This is a genomic window from Streptomyces recifensis (assembly GCF_002154615.1).
In the GTDB taxonomy this organism is placed as follows: Bacteria; Actinomycetota; Actinomycetes; order Streptomycetales; family Streptomycetaceae; genus Streptomyces; species Streptomyces griseoluteus.
Map to the genome: position 1 here is coordinate 1 of NZ_MUNH01000379.1, position 16,711 is coordinate 16,711.

Sequence of the window (16,711 nt, forward strand, 5' to 3'; positions counted from 1 at the left end):
GCCGGCGCTGCCCCCGCGGGGCGACGACGAACTGCCCGAGGCGCTGCGCCCCAGGGACGCCGAGATCGTGGAGGGCGCGGGCGCGGACACCGTGCGCGTCCTCGCCGAGGTGCTGCCGACCCTGCTGCCCGCCGGCCTGGAGCGCCGTCCGGAGCTGCGCGCGCTCGGCGTGTCCCGGCTGCCGCTGGCCGACGCCGTGGACCGGCTCGCGGGTCTGGAGAAGGAGCCCGAGTGGTGGTGGCGGCTCTACGACAGCCTCACCGGGGTCGACCCCGAGCGGCTGTCCGGGCTGCCCGTGCCGCTCGCCGGGACCGGCCGGACCACGATCGGTCCCCGCCAGGTGCTGCTGCCCGCCCCGGACGCCACCACGCCGGACGCCGAGGTGCTGGGCCGGCTCGGCCTGAAGATGGCCCACGCGGACGCCGCCCACCCGCTGCTGGAGAAGCTGGGGGCGCTGCCCGCCACCCCGCGCGCGGTGCTCACCACCCCGCAGGTCCGCGCGGCCGTCGCCGCCTCGCTGGACGACGACGGCGGAGTGATGTGGGAGGAGGACGCCCCGGACGCCGAGGAACTCGCCGACACCGTCCTGGCGTTGGTCCGCGACGCGGGGCTGGAGCCCGGTGACGAGCCCTGGCTCGGCGCGCTCGCCCTGCCCGACGAGGACGGCGAACTCGCCCCGGCCGGTGAACTGGTCCTGCCCGGGAGCCCGTTCGCCCGCGTGATCCGCGAGGGCGAACTTGCCGCCGTCGACGCCGAGCTGGCCGAGAAGTGGGGCGGGCAGCCGCTCGCCGCCTGCGGGGTGCTCGCCGACTTCGCCCTGGTCCGCGCCACCGACGTGGTCCTCGACCCGGACGAACTGGAGCCCCGCGACAGCGACTTCGCCGAACCCGACGACGCCGGGCTGCTGGACGCCGTCGACGTGTGGTCCGAGGACATCCTCGACCGCTTCCCCGACAGCCCGGTGCCGCCCGTCGCCACCGAACTCGTCGCCGTGCGCGACCTGGACCTGGTGGACGACGACCGCTGGCCCGAGGCGCTCGCCCTGCTGGCCCAGCCCCCGCTGCGCGACGCCCTCGTCCAGCCGGTCCGCGTCCTCCTCCCGGACGGCACCCACGAGGTCGTGCGGCCCTACACCGCCTGGTGGCTGCGCGGGCACCCGGTGCTCGACGGCCGCCGCCCGGCGGGACTGCTGGCCGCCGGCGGCGACCCGCTGCTGCGCGGTCTGTACGACGAGGCGGACGCCACCGGCTTCCACGACGAGCAGGTCCTCCGCGCCCTCGGGGTGCGCACCTCGGTGGCCGCGCTGCTGGACGAGCCGGGCGGCGCCGCCGAACTCCTCGACCGGCTGGCGGACCCCGGCCGTCCGGTCAGCCCGGTACAACTGCACGGTCTCTACAGCGCGTTGGCCGACCTGGACCCGGAGCAGGTCACCCTCCCCGACGAGCTGCGGGCGGTGCGTGACGGGCTCGCGGTCGTGGTGGACGCGCGGGACGCGGTGGTCGTCGACTCGCCCGACCTGCTGCCCTTCACCTCCGGAGTGCCGCTGCTGCCGGTACGGCCGTCCCTGGCCGCCGCGCTGGCCGAGCTGTTCCAGGTGCGGCGGCTGAGCGAGTCCGTCACCGGCGCGGTGGACTCCGAGGGCGTCGAGCACGAAGTCCCACAGGCGGTACGGGTGTTGCTCGGTCCGGGCACTCCGGCCGGCTATGTCGAGCACGACGAACTCGTCGTGGACGGTGTCGAGATCGACTGGCGTCTCACCGACGACGGCGTCCTCCACGCGGCCACCCTGGAAGGCGTCGCCGCCAGCCTCGCCTGGGCCTCCGGCCAGTGGCCCCGTCGCTTCGAGGTGGCCGCGCTCCTGGAGGACCCGTCCCGTACGGAGGAACTGGCGCGGGACCGCTGGTTCGACTGAATCACCCCGCTCGAACTGGGGATTCACGAATCGGTCGCAGAATCTTCGAGATTCGTACAACCGTCCCCGCGGATCGCACGTCTGATCGTGTGAGCCAACAGGCTCACACGATCAGAGGGGCCTCACCGGACCCACGCGTTCCTCGGGACGCGGTGACCACCGGGGCCCCACAACACAGGGGAACGCACATGCGTATTCGCGCCTCAGTGGCCGCCGTGACCGGCGCCCTGGCCCTCTCCGCCCTCGCCGTCCCGGCCGCACACGCCGACGGCGGCGCCTCCGCGTACCGCACGGAGGCCGTGAAGATCGTCAAGGGGGCGCACGCCGCCGCCGGCAAGCAGGGCGTCAAGGGCGTCCGCGGTGGCACGCCGTACGACCTGAACGTCACCTTCTCGCAGTTCAAGGTGGCCAAGGCCATCAAGGTCGGCACCACCAACCACGTCGCCACCACGGTCACCTACACGCTGACCCACGGCGCGGACGTCGACATCACGGCCGACGACTTCCTCAACGGCCCGTACCTCTACAAGGGTTCGTTCGACAACCCGGACAACCTGCTGTTCGGTGACCTGCCCGCCACCTGCAAGGTGGTCACGGACACCACGGCGAAGTGCACCGGCAAGGTCGACATCTACCCGGCCGACGGCGAGCTGTGGAACTCCGACGCCGGTGGCTGGAAGGGCGGCGCGCTCGCCATCGCCTACAACGGCCAGGACGGGGAGAACCCGGACCCCTCCAAGGTCGGCGTCGCCGACAAGGGCGGCCTCGGCTCCACCCTGCTCCAGCGGTACTCCCGCCAGACGGTCAACGCCTCCCCGGAGCCGGTCGCGAAGGGCAGGACCATCACGGTCACCGGCGCCCTGACCCGCGCCAACTGGGAGGACAACAAGTACCACGGCTACACCAAGCAGCCCGTCAAGCTGCAGTTCAAGAAGAAGGGCGCCAGCGCCTACACGACGCTGAAGACCGTCACGACGGACCTCAAGGGCAACCTGAAGACCACCGTCAAGGCGTCCGCCGACGGCTACTTCCGCTACAGCTTCGCGGGTACCTCGACCACCCCGGCGATCGACTCGACCGCCGACTTCGTCGACGTGAAGTAATCCGGCAGTAGCGCGCGAGAGGTGAGCGGGCGGGGCCCTTGACCAGGCAATGAGTAAGCAAATTCAGGTCAAGAAACGCCCCGCCCGTACAACTGGCGGCACCCCTCACGGATCTGATCACCCGAGTCGACCGACTCACCGATCACTTCTCCCTCAGAGGGAACCGCACATGCGCATACGTGCCACCGTTGCTGCCGTCACCGGCGCCCTGGCTCTTTCGGCCTTCGCCGCTCCGGCCGCGCACGCCGCCCCGGCCACGCCGTACACGATGAACGTCAGCTTCTCGAACCTGAAGATCGCCTCGTCGATCAAGGTCGGCACCACCAGCAAGGTCAGCGCGACCTACTCGTACACACTGACCCATGGCAGCGACGTGAAGGCGACCGCGGCCGACTTCTACAGCGACGCCTACCTCTACCGGGGCTCGCTGGACGACCCGACCGCCACGGTCGAGGGCGACGACTTCGCCACCTGCAAGGTCGCCACGAGCACCACGCTCACCTGCACCGGCACCGTCGACATCTACCCGGGCGAGGGCGAGCTGACCGCCTCCGACGCCGGCAAGTGGTCGGTGGCCGCCGAGGCGACCGCCTTCAACGGGCAGAACCCCTCCAGCCCCGACTACAGCAAGGTCGGCTTCAAGGACGCGGGCGGCCTGGCCACCACCAGCCTGCTGCGCTACTCGAAGCTCACCACCGACGCCGCTCCCGAGCCGGTCAAGAAGGGCAAGACCATCACGGTCACCGGCACCCTGACCCGCGCGAGCTGGGACTACAACAAGTACTACGGCTACGGGGCGCAGTCCGTGAAGCTCCAGTTCGCCAAGAAGGGCTCCAGCACCTACACCACGCTGAAGACCGTCACGACGGACTCCGCCGGCAAGCTGAAGACCACCGTCACCGCCTCGGTCGACGGCTCCTACCGCTACGTCTACGCGGGCGTCTCCACCACGGCCGCCGTCACCTCCGCGGCCGACGCGGTCGACGTGCAGTAACCCTCACACCGGGAAGCGGCGGCCGACCCATCTCCACACGAGTTCCAGGGCGGCCGCCGCCACCACCGCCACTCCGACCGCCGTCCACGGCATGACGTTGCCGACCAGGCGCAGGGCGAAGAAGTCCTGGAGCCAGGGGACGGTCAGGACGAAGAGGAAGGCGACGCCCATCGCGGCCACCAGGGCCAGCCGCCACCAGGTGTAGGGGCGGGCGATGATGGCGAGGACCCACATCGATATCAGGAACAGGGTCAGGGTGGCCGCGCTGGTCTCGGCGGACAGCGCGCCCGCGCCCGTGTAGTGGTGCCGGGCCAGCAGATACGTCACGAAGGTCGCCACCCCGGCCAGCAGCCCGCCCGGTATCGAGTACCGCATCACCCGGCGCACGAAGTGCGGCCGCGCCCGCTCCTTGTTGGGGGCCAGCGCCAGGAAGAACGCCGGGACGCCGATGGTGAGCGTGGACAGCAGCGTCAGGTGCCGGGGCAGGAACGGGTACTCCACCTGCCAGCACACCACCAGCACCGCCAGCAGCACCGAGTACACCGTCTTCACCAGGAACAGCGTCGCCACCCGCGTGATGTTGCCGATCACCCGGCGGCCCTCCGCGACCACCGAGGGCAGCGTGGCGAAGCTGTTGTTCAGCAGCACGATCTGCGCCACCGCGCGCGTGGCCTCCGAGCCCGACCCCATCGAGACGCCGATGTCGGCGTCCTTCAGGGCCAGTACGTCGTTCACCCCGTCGCCGGTCATCGCCACGGTGCGGCCCTCGGACTGGAGCGCGCCGACCATTTCCCGCTTCTGCTGCGGGGTGACCCGCCCGAACACCGTGGCCCGGTCCACCGCCCTGGCCAGGTCGGCCGGGTCGGCGGGCAGCCGCCGCGCGTCCACCGCCTTGCCGGACAGCCCCAGTTTGTGCGCGACCGCGCCGACCGACACCGCGTTGTCCCCGGAGATCACCTTGGCCTGGACGTCCTGGTCGGCGAAGTACCGCAGGGTCTCCGCCGCGTCCGGACGCAGCCGTTGCTCCAGCACCACCAGGGCCACGGGCCGGGCCCCGCGTGCCGGGTCGGGGCCGTCCAGGTCACCGGCGGCGCGGGCCAGCAGCAGCACCCGCAGCCCCTGTTCGTTCAGCCGGCCGGTCTCCGCCAGCGCGGGGTCGTCGGGGGCCAGCAGCACATCCGGCGCGCCCAGCAGCCACCCGGCGACCTTGCCGTCGCCCTCCTCGAAGGCGGCCCCGCTGTACTTGCGGGCCGAGGAGAACGGCAGCGTGCTCACCGGGCGCCGCTCGTCCCCGTGGCCGTCCGGGTAGGCGTCGATGATGGCCTGGAGCGAGGCGTTGGGGCGCGGATCGGACGCCCCGAGCGCGGCCAGCACCTCCCGCACCCGGCCCTCGTCCGCCCCGTTCAGCGGTTTCAGACCGGTCACGTCCATGCCGCCCTCGGTGAGCGTGCCGGTCTTGTCCAGGCAGACGGTGTCCACGCGGGCCAGGCCCTCGATCGCCGGCAGCTCCTGCACCAGGCACTGCTTGCGCCCCAGCCGGATCACCCCGATGGCGAAGGCCACCGAGGTCAGCAGCACCAGCCCCTCCGGGACCATCGGGATGATCCCGCCGATGGTCCGGGCCACCGAGCCCTTGAAGTCGTTGCTCTTCACCACGAGCTGGGTGACGACCAGGCCGAGTGCGGCCGGGACCATCATCCAGGTCACGTACTTCAGGATCGTGGAGATCCCGGAGCGCAGCTCGGAGTGGACCAGCGTGAACCGGGACGCTTCCTCGGCCAGTTGGGCCGCGTACGCCTCCCGGCCCACCCTGGTCGCCTGGAAGGCCCCGCCGCCCGCGACCACGAAGCTGCCCGACATCACCTGCTCGCCGGGGTGCTTGACCACCGGGTCGGCCTCACCGGTCAGCAGCGACTCGTCCACCTCCAGACCGTCGGCCTCGGCGCACACCCCGTCCACCACGATCTTGTCGCCGGGCCCGATCACCACCAGGTCGTCCAGCACGATCCGGCTGGTCGGCACCCGCACCGCTCTGCCGTCCCGGCGCACGGTCGGCCGGGCCTCCCCGATCACCGCGAGCGAGTCCAGCGTCTTCTTCGCCCGCCACTCCTGCACGATCCCGATCCCGGTGTTGGCGAGGATCACGAACCCGAACAGGCTGTCCTGGATCGGCGCGACGAACAGCGTCACCACCCACAGCACACCGATGATCGCGTTGAACCGGGTGAACACGTTCGCCCGCACGATCTCGCCCAGCGAGCGGCTGCTGCGCACCGGTACGTCGTTGACCTCTCCCCGTGCCACCCGCTCCGCGACCTGTGCGCGGGTCAGGCCCGCCGGCCCCGTGGTGGGCGGCGCGACCGGGTGCACGGGGTCCAGTCCGGCACCCGCGTCGATATGCGTCATGCATCCGACGTTACGTGCGGAATCCCCGCTTCACCTGCCGGGCGGCCCGATCTCCGGGTAACGCGAGGGGCGCCCCCGACACGTCTCGGGGGCGCCCCTGACCAAGCGCCGGAGCGGGTTCCGGATCAGCCCAGCGCGGGCGGCCCCGCGTCGGCCCCGGTACCCCACGACGAGGGCGTCGAGCCGACCGTGAAGGACAGCGAACGGTGCGTCCGCAGCGCCTCGGTGGTCAGATACGTCCGCCCGTACGCGGCGCCGTCCAGCCGCGCCGACTGCACGTACCGGGTGTCCGCCGAGGTGCCCGGCGCGGTGATGGTGAGCGTGCCGTGCGGGTAGTACCGGCGGTCCAGCGTCAGGTCGACCCGGTCGAACACCGGGGTGGACAGGCCCCAGGTGTCGTAGCCGGGCTGGACCGGGAAGACGCCGATGGACGACAGCACGTTCCAGGCGGACATCGTGCCCAGGTCGTCGTTGCCGGTCATCCCGGTCGGCCCGTCCGTGAACAGGGTCAGCGCCGCGTGCACCACGTCCGTCGTCTTCCACGGCTGCCCGGTGGACAGGTAGGTGTAGGGCGCGATCAGGTCGGGTTCGTTCTGCGGGTTGTACTTGTCCGCGTTGTAGTAGTCGTAGGGCCCGTTCACCCACACCTCGCGGGCCGTCTTCGCCGGGTCCTCGGTCAACCGGTCGTAGGCGAAGAAGGAGTCGAGCCGGTCGTTGGCCGCCTGCTTGCCGCCGACCAGGTCCACCATGCCGGGCAGGTCCTGCGGCACGAGCCACTGGTACTGCCAGGACGTGCCCTCGTGGAAGCCCTCGCTCTTCGCGGGGTCGGCGGGTCCGGTGAAGGCGCCGGAGGCGTCACGGGCGCGGAAGAAGCCGGTCGAGGGGTCGAAGATCCTCCGGTAGTTCTGGGCCCGCGCCGCATACCGGTCCGCGTCGGCGCGGTGTCCGAGGTCGCGGGCCATCCGGGACAGCATCGCGTCCGAGAGCGCGTACTCCAGGGTGGCCGACGCCCCGTGGTCGTAGTCCGAGTCGCCCGGCTTGGCGTGCGGGCGGTCCTTCACGTAGGGGGCGAAGCCGTCGGCGAGGTACTCCCGGTTGGCCTCCCGGCCCACGGCCGGCGAGTCGGCGGGCGGCACGCCGTCCGCGTTCTTCCTCAGCGCCCTGTAGGCCCGCTCCTCCCAGCCGTGCAGCAGGCCCTGCTGGTAGGCGTTGGTCAGGAACGGCGTGACCGGGTCGCCGGTCATGATGTTGGTCTCGACCGTGCCGTAGCCCCACTTGGGCAGCCAGCCGCTCTCCTCGTCGATCCGGATCACCGAGATCGCCATGTCCCGTGCCTCACGCGGCGCGAGCAGGGACAGCAGCTGGGACTGGGTGCGGTAGGTGTCCCACAGCGACCAGTTCTGGTAGTAGGTGAAGCCGCGGGTGCGGTGGATCCTCTGGTCCCAGCCGGTGTAACGGCCGTCCGTGTCGCTGCCGATGTTCGGCGCGAGGAACGAGCGGTACAGCGAGGAGTAGAAGGTACGGCGCAGCGTGTCGCTCCCGCCGTGCGCCCGCACGTCGTCCAGCCGGTCCTCCCAGGACCGCCGGGCCGCGTCACGCACCGCGTCGAAGGACCGGCCGCCCTCGGCGCGCAGATTGCCGAGCGCGCCGCGCGCGTCCACGTAGGACAGCGCGGTGGTGGCCTCGACGGTGCGGTCCTCGTGGGTGTCGAACCGCAGATACGCGCCGTCCGCCCCGGTCTTCGCGCCGTCGGTGACCGTGGACCCGGTCCAGGTGCCGTGGGCGGTGAAGGGGCGGTCGAAGCGGGTGACCGTGTAGAGCGTGTAGGGGACCGTGTCCTGGCAGAAGCCGCGGCCGGTGAGCCTGGTGCGCACGGTGTGGTCGTCCAGGATCTCGACCTCGGTGGCGACCTTGGTGTGCAGCGACTGGCCCGCGTTGAGCAGGACGTTGGCCTTGTCGGTGGCCGGGAAGGTGTAGCGCTGCACACCGGTGCGGGCGGTCGCGGTCAGCTCGGCCTCGATGCCGGAGTCCAGGCCGACGCGGTAGTAGCCGGGACTCGCGGACTCGTCGTCGTGGCTGAACCTCGCGGCGTACTTCGCGTAGTCGGTGGTGGTGACGTCGCCCGTGGTGGGCAGCACCGGGAGGTCACCGCCGAGGCCGCAGCCGACACCGGAGAGGTGGACCAGGGAGAAGCCCCGGATGTGGTCCTGGGCGTAGTCGTAGCCGGTGTTGTGCCCGGTGTCGGGGGAGAGCTGCACCATGCCGAACGGCACCGCCGCGCCGGGGTAGGTGTTGCCCTCGTTCTGGGTGCCGATGAACGGATTGACGAGGTCGGTCAGCCGGGCGGGCTGGTCGGTCTGCGCATGGGCGGGGGTGGCCAGCAGCGCGGTCGCCGCCAGTGTCCCCGCCATGAAGCGACCGATATGCCGTGTCCATGTCATGCAAAAACCTCTGAGGTGGTGGGCCGGACGTGCTCAGGGGTGGTTCAAGGCAACGTTGTCAGCGTGCGAGAACAACGTTGTCATCGGACAGCAGTGGGCATGACAACACGGAATCCGCATTGCGTCCAGAGGTCCCGCACACACGGAGATCACTCGCTCCGGAGATCACTCGGCCCGGAGGTCACTCGGCGGGGACGGTCTCCCGCTCGGCGGCCGCCCGCTTGATCGCGGCGTCCCGCCCGCGCACGTACCAGATGCCGATCAGGCCGAGGCCGGCCCCGGCCAGGCAGGTCCACAGCCACCACAGATGGCCGTGGTCCTCGAACCAGCCGTAGAAGGGGAGCTGGGCCAGGAAGAGGACGAACCACACGATCGTGCCGCCGGTGATGGTGGCGACCACGGGCCCCTCCAGGGGCTCCGGCGCTTCGTGCTTGGGGGTCCACTTCGTCATGGGCACAGCTTACGAGGCGCCACACCGTGCCCGGCAGCCCGCTGCCGCACGGACATTCGGTGAATATCTACGCGCGGAGATAGCGATCTGGGCTTCATACGTTCATACTGAAGCGGTTTGTCTTTGACTGTTTCTGTTCGTACGAAACTCCAAAAGGGCTCGGGGGAACCCTGAATGGTGAAGAGGACTCGCATGCCCACCTCGGCCACGGCCCAGGCTCCCACCCCCGAACAGCCGGGCGGTAAGCCCTCCTACGGCGCCGTCGACCGCTACTTCAAGATCTCCGAGCGCGGCAGTTCCGTCGCGCGGGAGATCCGGGGCGGTTTCGCCACATTCTTCGCGATGGCGTACATCATCGTCCTGAACCCGATCATCCTCGGCAGCGCCAAGGACATGTACGGGCACCACCTGGACAACGGCCAGCTCGTCACGGCCACGGCGGTCACCGCCGCCTTCACCACCCTGCTGATGGGCGTGATCGGCAACGTGCCGATCGCGCTGGCCGCCGGGCTCGGCGTCAACACGGTCGTCGCGCTCCAGCTCGCGCCGCGCATGTCGTGGCCGGACGCGATGGGCATGGTGGTGCTCGCCGGCTTCGTGGTGATGCTGCTGGTCGCCACCGGTCTGCGCGAGCGCGTGATGAACGCGGTGCCCTACGGGCTGCGCAAGGCCATCGCCATCGGTATCGGCCTGTTCATCATGCTGATCGGCCTGGTCGACTCCGGCTTCGTCACCCGTATCCCGGACATCGCCCAGACCACCGTGCCCCTCCAGCTCGGCACGGGCGGTCACCTCACCGGCTGGCCGGTGCTGGTCTTCGTGCTCGGCGTGCTGCTGACCCTCGCGCTGATCGTCCGCAAGGTGCCGGGCGCGATCCTGATCTCCATCGTGACGATGACCGTCCTCGCGGTGATCATCGACCTGGTCGCCAAGGTGCCGTCGTGGGGCCTGACCACCCCGAAGTGGCCGGGCAACCCGGTCGCCACCCCGGACTTCGGTCTCATCGGCCAGGTCAGCCTGTTCGGCGGCTTCGCCAAGGTCGGTGTGCTGACCGGCGTCCTCTTCGTCTTCACCGTCCTGCTGTCCTGCTTCTTCGACGCCATGGGCACGATCATGGGTGTCAGCGACGAGGCCAAGCTGACCGACGCCCAGGGCCAGATGCCGGGCATCAACAAGGTCCTGCTCATCGACGGCCTCGCCGTCGCGGCGGGCGGCGCCAGCTCCTCCTCGGCCACCACCTGCTTCGTGGAGTCCACCGCGGGCGTCGGGGAGGGCGCCCGCACGGGTCTCGCCAACGTCGTCACCGGCGCCCTCTTCGGCGTCGCGCTGTTCCTCACCCCGGTCGCCACCATGGTGCCGTCCCAGGCCGCCACCCCCGCGCTGCTCGCGGTCGGCTTCCTGATCCTGGCCGGTTCGATCCGGGAGATCGACTGGGACGACTTCACCATCGCCATCCCGGCCTTCGTGACCATGGTGATGATGCCGTTCACCTACTCGATCACCAACGGCATCGGCATGGGCTTCATCACCTTCGTGGTGCTCCGCCTGGCCGCCGGGCGCGGCCGGGAGATCCCGGTGGCGATGTACGTGGTCGCGGCCGTCTTCGGCTTCTACTACCTGATGCCGGCCCTCGGTCTGACCTGACCGGGGCACGGCTGAGTCTCCTGCGGGGTCACATGAGTCTCATGTGACCCCGTAGAACTTCTCGGTCTCGTCGACGGCGGTCTGGAACCGCTCGTCGAAGTCGTCCCTGACGAGCGTGCGGATCACATAGTCCTGCACGCTCATTCCTCTCTTCGCCGCGCGTTCCCGGAGCCTCTCTAGCAGCTCCCCGTCCATCCGCAGGCTGAGCACACTGGTCCCCATGCGTACGAGGGTCGCCACATCCCGCCACCCGATGGGTCACTTTTCGGAACCGACTCACTCGTACGGGTGATGGTTGGACACAGTGGCGGACATCACGAGCCGTGTCGTGCGGGGTGGCGTTCCTTAGTGAGAGTAATGAGTTAGGCTAAAGACATGTCGGACCTCACCCACGGCGACGACGTGGCCGCCGTGAACTCCCTCCGCTCCGCCGTGATGCGGCTGTCCCGTCGACTCAAGCACCAGCGCGTCGACGAGTCGCTGAGCCCCACCGAGATGTCGGTACTGGGCACGCTGTCCAACTGCGGACAGGCCACTCCGGGCGAGCTGGCGCGCAAGGAGCACGTCCAGCCGCCCTCGATGACCCGCATCGTCGCGCTTCTGGAGGCCAAGGGCCTGGTCCGGCTCGAGCCGCATCCCGAGGACCGGCGCCAGAAGGTCGTCACCCGGACCGAACAGGCCGAGGCGATGCTCGTCGAGAGCCGCCGCAAACGCAACGCGTTCCTGGCCGGCCTGGTCGAGGGCCTCGACGAGGACGAGTGGGCCACCCTGCGCGCCGCCGCCCCCATCCTGGAGAAGCTCGCGCAACTGTAGCCACGGCATCGCTTCAGGAGGCGACCTTTTGAGTACGGGACCCGGAGCAGCTTCCGTCCCCGCACCGGCAACCACTACCCCGGCCGTCGGCAGAACCTCGATGTTCAGCTCGCTGAGGGTCCGGAACTACCGGCTGTTCTTCGCCGGTCAGGTCGTCTCCAACACCGGCACCTGGATGCAGCGCATCGCCCAGGACTGGCTGGTGCTGAGCCTCACCGGCTCCTCGGCGGCCGTCGGCATCACCACCGCGCTCCAGTTCCTGCCGATGCTGCTCTTCGGCCTGTACGGCGGTGTCCTCGTCGACCGGCTGCCCAAGCGGCCCGCACTGCTGTTCACCCAGTCCGCGATGGCCCTCACCGGCCTCGCGCTGGCCGCCCTCACCCTCTCCGGACACGTCCAGGTCTGGCACGTGTACGTCGCCGCCTTCGCGGTCGGTCTCGCCACGGTCGTGGACAACCCGGCCCGGCAGTCCTTCGTCTCCGAGATGGTCGGCCCCGGCCAGCTCCAGAACGCGGTCAGCCTGAATTCGGCCAACTTCCAGTCCGCCCGGCTCGTCGGTCCGGCCGTCGCCGGTCTGATGATCACCGGGGTGGGCACCGGGTGGGCCTTCCTCGCCAACGGGCTGTCCTTCGTCGCGCCCATCACCGGGCTGCTGCTGATGCGCACCCGTGAGCTGCACTCCGTCGACCGCGCCCCGCGCGGCAAGGGCCAGCTCCGGGAGGGGCTGCGGCATGTCGCCGGGCGGCCGGAGCTGATCTGGCCCATCGTGCTCGTCGGGTTCATCGGCACCTTCGGCTTCAACTTCCCCGTCTGGCTCACCGCCTTCGCCGACGACGTGTTCCACGCCGGCGCCGGTGCGTACAGCCTGTTCAACACCCTGATGGCCGTCGGCTCCCTGATCGGCGCCCTGCTCGCCGCGCGGCGCGGTACGGCCCGGTTCCGGGTGCTGGTCGCGGCCGCGCTGGCCTTCGGCACGGTGGAGATCGTCGCCGCGCTGGCCCCCTCCTACTGGCTGTTCGCCCTCCTGATGGTCCCCATCGGCGCCTTCGGGCTCACGGTCAACGTCACGGCCAACACCGCCGTCCAGATGTCCACCGACCCGGCCATGCGGGGCCGCGTGATGTCCCTCTTCATGATGGTCTTCATGGGCGGTACTCCGCTCGGCGCCCCCCTCGTCGGCTGGGTCACCGACACGTACGGCGCCCGCTTCGGCTTCATCGCCGGCGGCGTGGTCTCGGCCGCGGCGGCAGCGGTCATCGGCCTGTTCCTGGCCCGCGCGGGCGACCTCCGGCTCCGGCTCACCTGGCAGCGGGGGCCGCATCTGCGGTTCGTGCCCAGGGGGAGCGAGGAGTTGACGCCGGCGGCGTGAGGTCCGAGGGCGCGTGCGGCAGCGTTCGTCGGCTCGTCCGCGCCCTGGCCTCGGGGCCGCGTCCGTCGTTCGTGCGGCGCGGGTGAGATGGCGCTCAGGATTCGCCGCGGAGGATCGTCATCAACAGGCTGTGGGTGTCGGGGTCGGCGGCCGCCACCAGGCCCCGGGTGTCCGGGCCCGGTGGTGCGCCGTCGATGCCCGTGACCACGCAGCCCGCTGCCCGGCACAGGGTGATTCCGGCGGCGAAGTGCACGCTGTCGGAGAGGTTGGTGCCGTCGGTGACGTACGCGGCTCGGCGGCCCGCCGCCACCCAGGCCAGGGCCAGGGTCGTGGAGACCACGCGGGGGCGGAAGCGCGCCACGAACACCGGGTGCGCCAGGAGGGCCGTGGCGCGGAAGGCGGGGGCGCTCGGGAAGGGCGGGTCGAGGTTGACGTCCACCAGGGCGGTCGCCGCCGAGGGGCGCAGGATGGTGTCGGTGCCCTCGCGGTGGAGCCAGGCCGTCTTGCCGTCGGTGCGGAAGACCTCGCCGGTGAAGGGGTCCGCCACGGCGGCGGGCCCGTCGCGCAGGGCCACGTTGACGGCGACGAGCATGTTGCCGACGGCGTAGTTGAGGGTGCCGCACAGGGGGTCCACGAGCCAGAGGCGCCCGGTGTCGGTGGCGCCCTGCCGGCCGCCCTCCTCGCCGAGTACCGCGTCGTGGGGCCGGGCCGCCCGGATCACGTCCAGGATGGCTCGCTCGGCCGCCACGTCGACCGCCGTGGCGAAGTCCCCGGCGCCCTTGTCGATCCGGCCCAGGTCCTTGCCGTAGCCCTCGCGCACCACTTCGGCGCCGGCCAGGGCGGCCGCTGTCGCTGTCTCGACGTCGTCGCTCACGGTGCGGCAGCGTACCCGTCTGGGATGGTGTGGGGATGAGACTCTTCGCCGCAGTGCTGCCGCCCCCGGGTGCCGTGGAGGAGCTGGGCCGGGAGGTGCGGGCGCTGCGGCGGCTGGCCGGGGCCGACGCGCTGCGGTGGACCCAGCCGGACGGCTGGCACTTCACGCTCGCCTTCTACGGTGAGGTCCCGGAGGAGAGCGTGCCCGAGCTGGAACGCCGGCTGGAGCGCGCGGCCGTACGGAGCGCACCGTTCCCGCTGGCCCTCGCCGGTGGCGGCAGCTTCGGCCGGGGCAAGGCACTGTGGGCCGGAGCCTCCGGAGACCTCGCCGCTCTGGGCGGAGTCGCCGGACGGGCCCAGGCGGCCGGACGGCGGGCCGGTGTGGGCGGCGAGGAGCACCGCCACTACCGGGCGCATCTCACACTGGCCCGGGGCAAGGGCGACACCGACCTACGGCCCTACGCCGACGCCCTCGCCGAATTCGCCGGTACCGCCTGGACGGTGGGCGAGCTGGTCCTCGTCCGCAGCCACCTGCCGACCTCCGGCGTGCCCGGCGAGCAGCCCCGGTACGCCCCGGTCGCCCGCTGGGCACTGGGCGCGGCCCGTTAGGCTCGTCGTCGTGGAACCGAAAATCCGGAACCGGATCATGGCCGGTGCGCTCGTCCTGATGCTGGTGGTCGTCGCCGTGGCGGCGGCCGTCCACTGACGGCTGCCGCCCAAGGCCGCTCCGCGGGGAACCCCGTACGGAGCGGCCTTTCGCTTGCCGCTACCAGGCGAACGCCTCCGGGGCGGGGCCCGGGCCGGGGAAGATCTCGTCCAGGCCGGTCAGCAACTCCTCGCTCAGCTCCAGCTCCACCGCGCGCAGCGCCGAGTCGAGCTGCTCCCGGGTGCGCGGGCCGACGATCGGGCCGGTGACGCCGGGCCGGGTCAGCAGCCAGGCGAGAGCGACCTCGCCGGGCTCCAGGCCGTGCTTGGCGAGCAGCTCCTCGTACGCCTCGATCCGGTTGCGCGTGGCCGTGTCCGCGAGGGCGTCGGCCGCACGGCCGGAGGCGCGGCGCCCGCGCTCGGCCTCCTTGCGGATGACCCCGCCCAGCAGACCGCCGTGCAGCGGCGACCAGGGGATGACGCCGAGACCGTAGTCCTGGGCGGCCGGGATGACCTCCAGCTCGGCGCGGCGCTCGGCGAGGTTGTACAGGCACTGCTCGCTGACCAGGCCGAGGGTGCCCCGGCGCAGGGCCGTCTCGTTGGCCTGCGCGATCTTGTAGCCGGGGAAGTTGGAGGAACCGGCGTAGAGGATCTTGCCCTGGGTGACCAGGACGTCGACCGCCTGCCAGATCTCCTCGAACGGGGTGTTCCGGTCGATGTGGTGGAACTGGTAGATGTCGATGTAGTCGGTCTGCAGCCGCTTCAGGCTGGCGTCCACCGCGCGGCGGATGTTCAGCGCGGAGAGCTTGTCGTAGTTGGGCCAGGCGTCGCCTTCTGCGCCCATGTTCCCATACACCTTGGTGGCCAGGACGGTTTTCTCCCGCCGCTCGCCGCCCTTCGCGAACCAGCTTCCGATGATCTCCTCGGTACGGCCCTTGTTCTCGCCCCAGCCGTACACGTTCGCGGTGTCGAAGTAGTTGATGCCCGCGTCCAGCGCCGCGTCCATGATCGCGTGGCTGTCCGCCTCGTCGGTCTGCGGCCCGAAGTTCATGGTCCCCAGCACCAGCCGGCTGACCTTCAGTCCCGTGCGTCCAAGCTGCGTGTACCTCATGCCCCCCTAGCCAACGTCTTGGAGCGCGCTCTAGGCAAGCGGTGGGGGTCAGTCGCGGGGGAAGTCGTGGGTTTTGAGGACGAGGTCGACTGTCGTGCCGGTGAGGTCGATGTCGCCGCCGAACCTCACCTCGAGGGCACGGACGTACTCGCCGTCCTTGGGGTCGGTGTAGACGTGGCACCGCCCTTGGTAGGGGTCGGCGATGAGGTAGACGGGGACTTCCGCGACGGCGTAAGCGGTTTTCTTGGGGCCGTAGTCGTTGGCGGCCGTGCCCTGAGAGATGACCTCGGCGACGAACCGGACATCCTGGTGGCGCCAGTGGCCCGTCCCGTCCGGCTCCGCCGAGTCCTCGAGCATGGCGATGTCGGGGCAGAAGCCGTTCTGGTGGCCGGGGAAATCGATACGGACGTCCGAGAACACCATGACGTCCGGTCCGAATCTGTCCTCCAGGGCCCGCAGCACCCGACGGATGATCTGCCAATGCGTGTTCCGCTGCGGCACCATGAAGAAGCAGCCGCCGACGATCTCGGCCCGGAATCCTTCGGGGACGGGCATCAGCTCGAACCACTCGTCCAAGCGTCCGGTGTCGATGTCGGCCATCGCGGTCCTGTCGTCGAGGACGGTCATCTGGCGCTCCTCCCCGGCCGCCCGCGTAGGTGCAGCCGCGCGGTTCAACGATACGTACCGTCACCGGGAGACGCCGGAACTCGGTCGACACGATCAAGCCACGTACGGCTCCCCCAGCCCCCACGCCTCGTGCATCGCCCCCGCGAACGCCCCCGCGATCCGGTGCTCGCCGGCGGCGTTGGGGTGCGTGCCGTCGTACGTGTCCGTGTGGATGTCCCAGCCCTCCGGCGCCGAGGCCAGCAGCAGGGGGGACCGGGGTTCGTCCAGGTCGGCGGTCGTCTTGGCGAGAAGGGTGTTGCAGAGGTCGACCTGTTCGGCGAAG

At 70.8% G+C, this 16,711-nt stretch carries 14 protein-coding genes and 1 pseudogene; 7 read left to right on the top strand and 8 right to left on the bottom strand.

Annotation, left to right across the window (positions count from 1 at the left end; translation table 11 throughout):
* The 3 genes and pseudogenes from CCN33_RS19830 to CCN33_RS19840 all read left to right on the top strand — a co-directional run.
* A pseudogene (locus CCN33_RS19830) lies at positions 1–1,912 on the top strand (sacsin N-terminal ATP-binding-like domain-containing protein); the annotation flags it as partial.
* A 188-nt stretch (positions 1,913–2,100) separates the two neighbouring features.
* The gene (locus CCN33_RS19835) at positions 2,101–3,015 is read left to right on the top strand and encodes a hypothetical protein (RefSeq protein WP_086694918.1); all 915 of its coding nucleotides are present in this window, start codon (positions 2,101–2,103) and stop codon (positions 3,013–3,015) included.
* 169 nt (positions 3,016–3,184) lie between these two features.
* Positions 3,185–4,009, top strand: coding sequence for a hypothetical protein (locus CCN33_RS19840; RefSeq protein WP_086694919.1), 825 nt, complete (start codon positions 3,185–3,187; stop codon positions 4,007–4,009).
* 3 nt (positions 4,010–4,012) lie between these two features.
* On the opposite strand, the gene CCN33_RS19845 is transcribed toward CCN33_RS19840, so the two are convergent.
* From CCN33_RS19845 to CCN33_RS19855, 3 genes are all read right to left on the bottom strand, one after another.
* Positions 4,013–6,415: an HAD-IC family P-type ATPase gene (locus tag CCN33_RS19845; RefSeq protein ID WP_086694920.1), complete on the bottom strand. Its 2,403-nt coding sequence runs from the start codon at positions 6,413–6,415 to the stop codon at positions 4,013–4,015.
* A 125-nt stretch (positions 6,416–6,540) separates the two neighbouring features.
* Positions 6,541–8,826 carry a GH92 family glycosyl hydrolase gene (locus tag CCN33_RS19850; RefSeq protein ID WP_425275858.1) on the bottom strand — a complete coding sequence of 762 codons (2,286 nt, stop codon included), beginning with the start codon at positions 8,824–8,826 and terminating at the stop codon, positions 6,541–6,543.
* Positions 8,827–9,037: 211 nt separating this feature from the next.
* Entirely contained in the window at positions 9,038–9,307 is a 270-nt protein-coding gene (locus CCN33_RS19855; protein ID WP_086694922.1) for a DUF2530 domain-containing protein, read from the bottom strand.
* A 192-nt stretch (positions 9,308–9,499) separates the two neighbouring features.
* Here CCN33_RS19855 and CCN33_RS19860 point away from each other — a divergent pair, with 192 nt between their 5' ends.
* Positions 9,500–10,951, top strand: coding sequence for an NCS2 family permease (locus CCN33_RS19860; RefSeq protein WP_086694923.1), 1,452 nt, complete (start codon positions 9,500–9,502; stop codon positions 10,949–10,951).
* Between the two features lie 39 nt (positions 10,952–10,990).
* On the opposite strand, the gene CCN33_RS19865 is transcribed toward CCN33_RS19860, so the two are convergent.
* Complete coding sequence (locus tag CCN33_RS19865) at positions 10,991–11,173, bottom strand: ribbon-helix-helix protein, CopG family (protein WP_086694930.1); 183 nt, start codon at positions 11,171–11,173, stop codon at positions 10,991–10,993.
* 153 nt (positions 11,174–11,326) lie between these two features.
* Between CCN33_RS19865 and CCN33_RS19870 the strand changes: the two genes are divergently transcribed.
* Positions 11,327–11,764 carry a MarR family winged helix-turn-helix transcriptional regulator gene (locus CCN33_RS19870; RefSeq protein WP_086694924.1) on the top strand — a complete coding sequence of 146 codons (438 nt, stop codon included), beginning with the start codon at positions 11,327–11,329 and terminating at the stop codon, positions 11,762–11,764.
* Positions 11,765–11,864: 100 nt separating this feature from the next.
* On the top strand, positions 11,865–13,133 hold the full coding sequence (locus CCN33_RS19875; protein ID WP_086694925.1) for an MFS transporter: 1,269 nt from the start codon (positions 11,865–11,867) through the stop codon (positions 13,131–13,133).
* Between the two features lie 94 nt (positions 13,134–13,227).
* Here the strand turns inward: CCN33_RS19875 and CCN33_RS19880 are convergent, their stop codons facing one another.
* The gene (locus CCN33_RS19880) at positions 13,228–14,007 is read right to left on the bottom strand and encodes an inositol monophosphatase family protein (RefSeq protein WP_086694926.1); all 780 of its coding nucleotides are present in this window, start codon (positions 14,005–14,007) and stop codon (positions 13,228–13,230) included.
* A 35-nt stretch (positions 14,008–14,042) separates the two neighbouring features.
* Here CCN33_RS19880 and thpR point away from each other — a divergent pair, with 35 nt between their 5' ends.
* Positions 14,043–14,615: an RNA 2',3'-cyclic phosphodiesterase gene (gene thpR / locus CCN33_RS19885; RefSeq protein ID WP_086694927.1), complete on the top strand. Its 573-nt coding sequence runs from the start codon at positions 14,043–14,045 to the stop codon at positions 14,613–14,615.
* A 157-nt stretch (positions 14,616–14,772) separates the two neighbouring features.
* On the opposite strand, the gene CCN33_RS19890 is transcribed toward thpR, so the two are convergent.
* From CCN33_RS19890 to CCN33_RS19900, 3 genes are all read right to left on the bottom strand, one after another.
* Positions 14,773–15,762, bottom strand: a complete 990-nt coding sequence (locus CCN33_RS19890; protein WP_086694928.1) for an aldo/keto reductase — start codon at positions 15,760–15,762, stop codon at positions 14,773–14,775.
* 48 nt (positions 15,763–15,810) lie between these two features.
* Positions 15,811–16,389: a Uma2 family endonuclease gene (locus tag CCN33_RS19895; RefSeq protein ID WP_086694929.1), complete on the bottom strand. Its 579-nt coding sequence runs from the start codon at positions 16,387–16,389 to the stop codon at positions 15,811–15,813.
* Positions 16,390–16,482: 93 nt separating this feature from the next.
* On the bottom strand, positions 16,483–16,711 hold a 229-nt coding region (locus CCN33_RS19900; RefSeq protein WP_483027249.1), incomplete at its 5' end, for an SGNH/GDSL hydrolase family protein.

What these genes read in the sequence shown, in the direction of transcription:
- CCN33_RS19840 (WP_086694919.1), top strand. Translation starts at nt 3,185, where the DNA reads ATGCGCATACGTGCCACCGTTGCTGCCGTCACCGGCGCCCTGGCTCTT.
- CCN33_RS19850 (WP_425275858.1), bottom strand. Translation starts at nt 8,826, where the DNA reads ATGGCGGGGACACTGGCGGCGACCGCGCTGCTGGCCACCCCCGCCCAT.
- CCN33_RS19895 (WP_086694929.1), bottom strand. Translation starts at nt 16,389, where the DNA reads ATGACCGTCCTCGACGACAGGACCGCGATGGCCGACATCGACACCGGA.
- CCN33_RS19890 (WP_086694928.1), bottom strand. Translation starts at nt 15,762, where the DNA reads ATGAGGTACACGCAGCTTGGACGCACGGGACTGAAGGTCAGCCGGCTG.
- CCN33_RS19855 (WP_086694922.1), bottom strand. Translation starts at nt 9,307, where the DNA reads ATGACGAAGTGGACCCCCAAGCACGAAGCGCCGGAGCCCCTGGAGGGG.
- CCN33_RS19835 (WP_086694918.1), top strand. Translation starts at nt 2,101, where the DNA reads ATGCGTATTCGCGCCTCAGTGGCCGCCGTGACCGGCGCCCTGGCCCTC.
- CCN33_RS19870 (WP_086694924.1), top strand. Translation starts at nt 11,327, where the DNA reads ATGTCGGACCTCACCCACGGCGACGACGTGGCCGCCGTGAACTCCCTC.
- thpR (WP_086694927.1), top strand. Translation starts at nt 14,043, where the DNA reads ATGAGACTCTTCGCCGCAGTGCTGCCGCCCCCGGGTGCCGTGGAGGAG.
- CCN33_RS19875 (WP_086694925.1), top strand. Translation starts at nt 11,865, where the DNA reads ATGTTCAGCTCGCTGAGGGTCCGGAACTACCGGCTGTTCTTCGCCGGT.
- CCN33_RS19860 (WP_086694923.1), top strand. Translation starts at nt 9,500, where the DNA reads ATGCCCACCTCGGCCACGGCCCAGGCTCCCACCCCCGAACAGCCGGGC.
- CCN33_RS19845 (WP_086694920.1), bottom strand. Translation starts at nt 6,415, where the DNA reads ATGACGCATATCGACGCGGGTGCCGGACTGGACCCCGTGCACCCGGTC.
- CCN33_RS19865 (WP_086694930.1), bottom strand. Translation starts at nt 11,173, where the DNA reads ATGGGGACCAGTGTGCTCAGCCTGCGGATGGACGGGGAGCTGCTAGAG.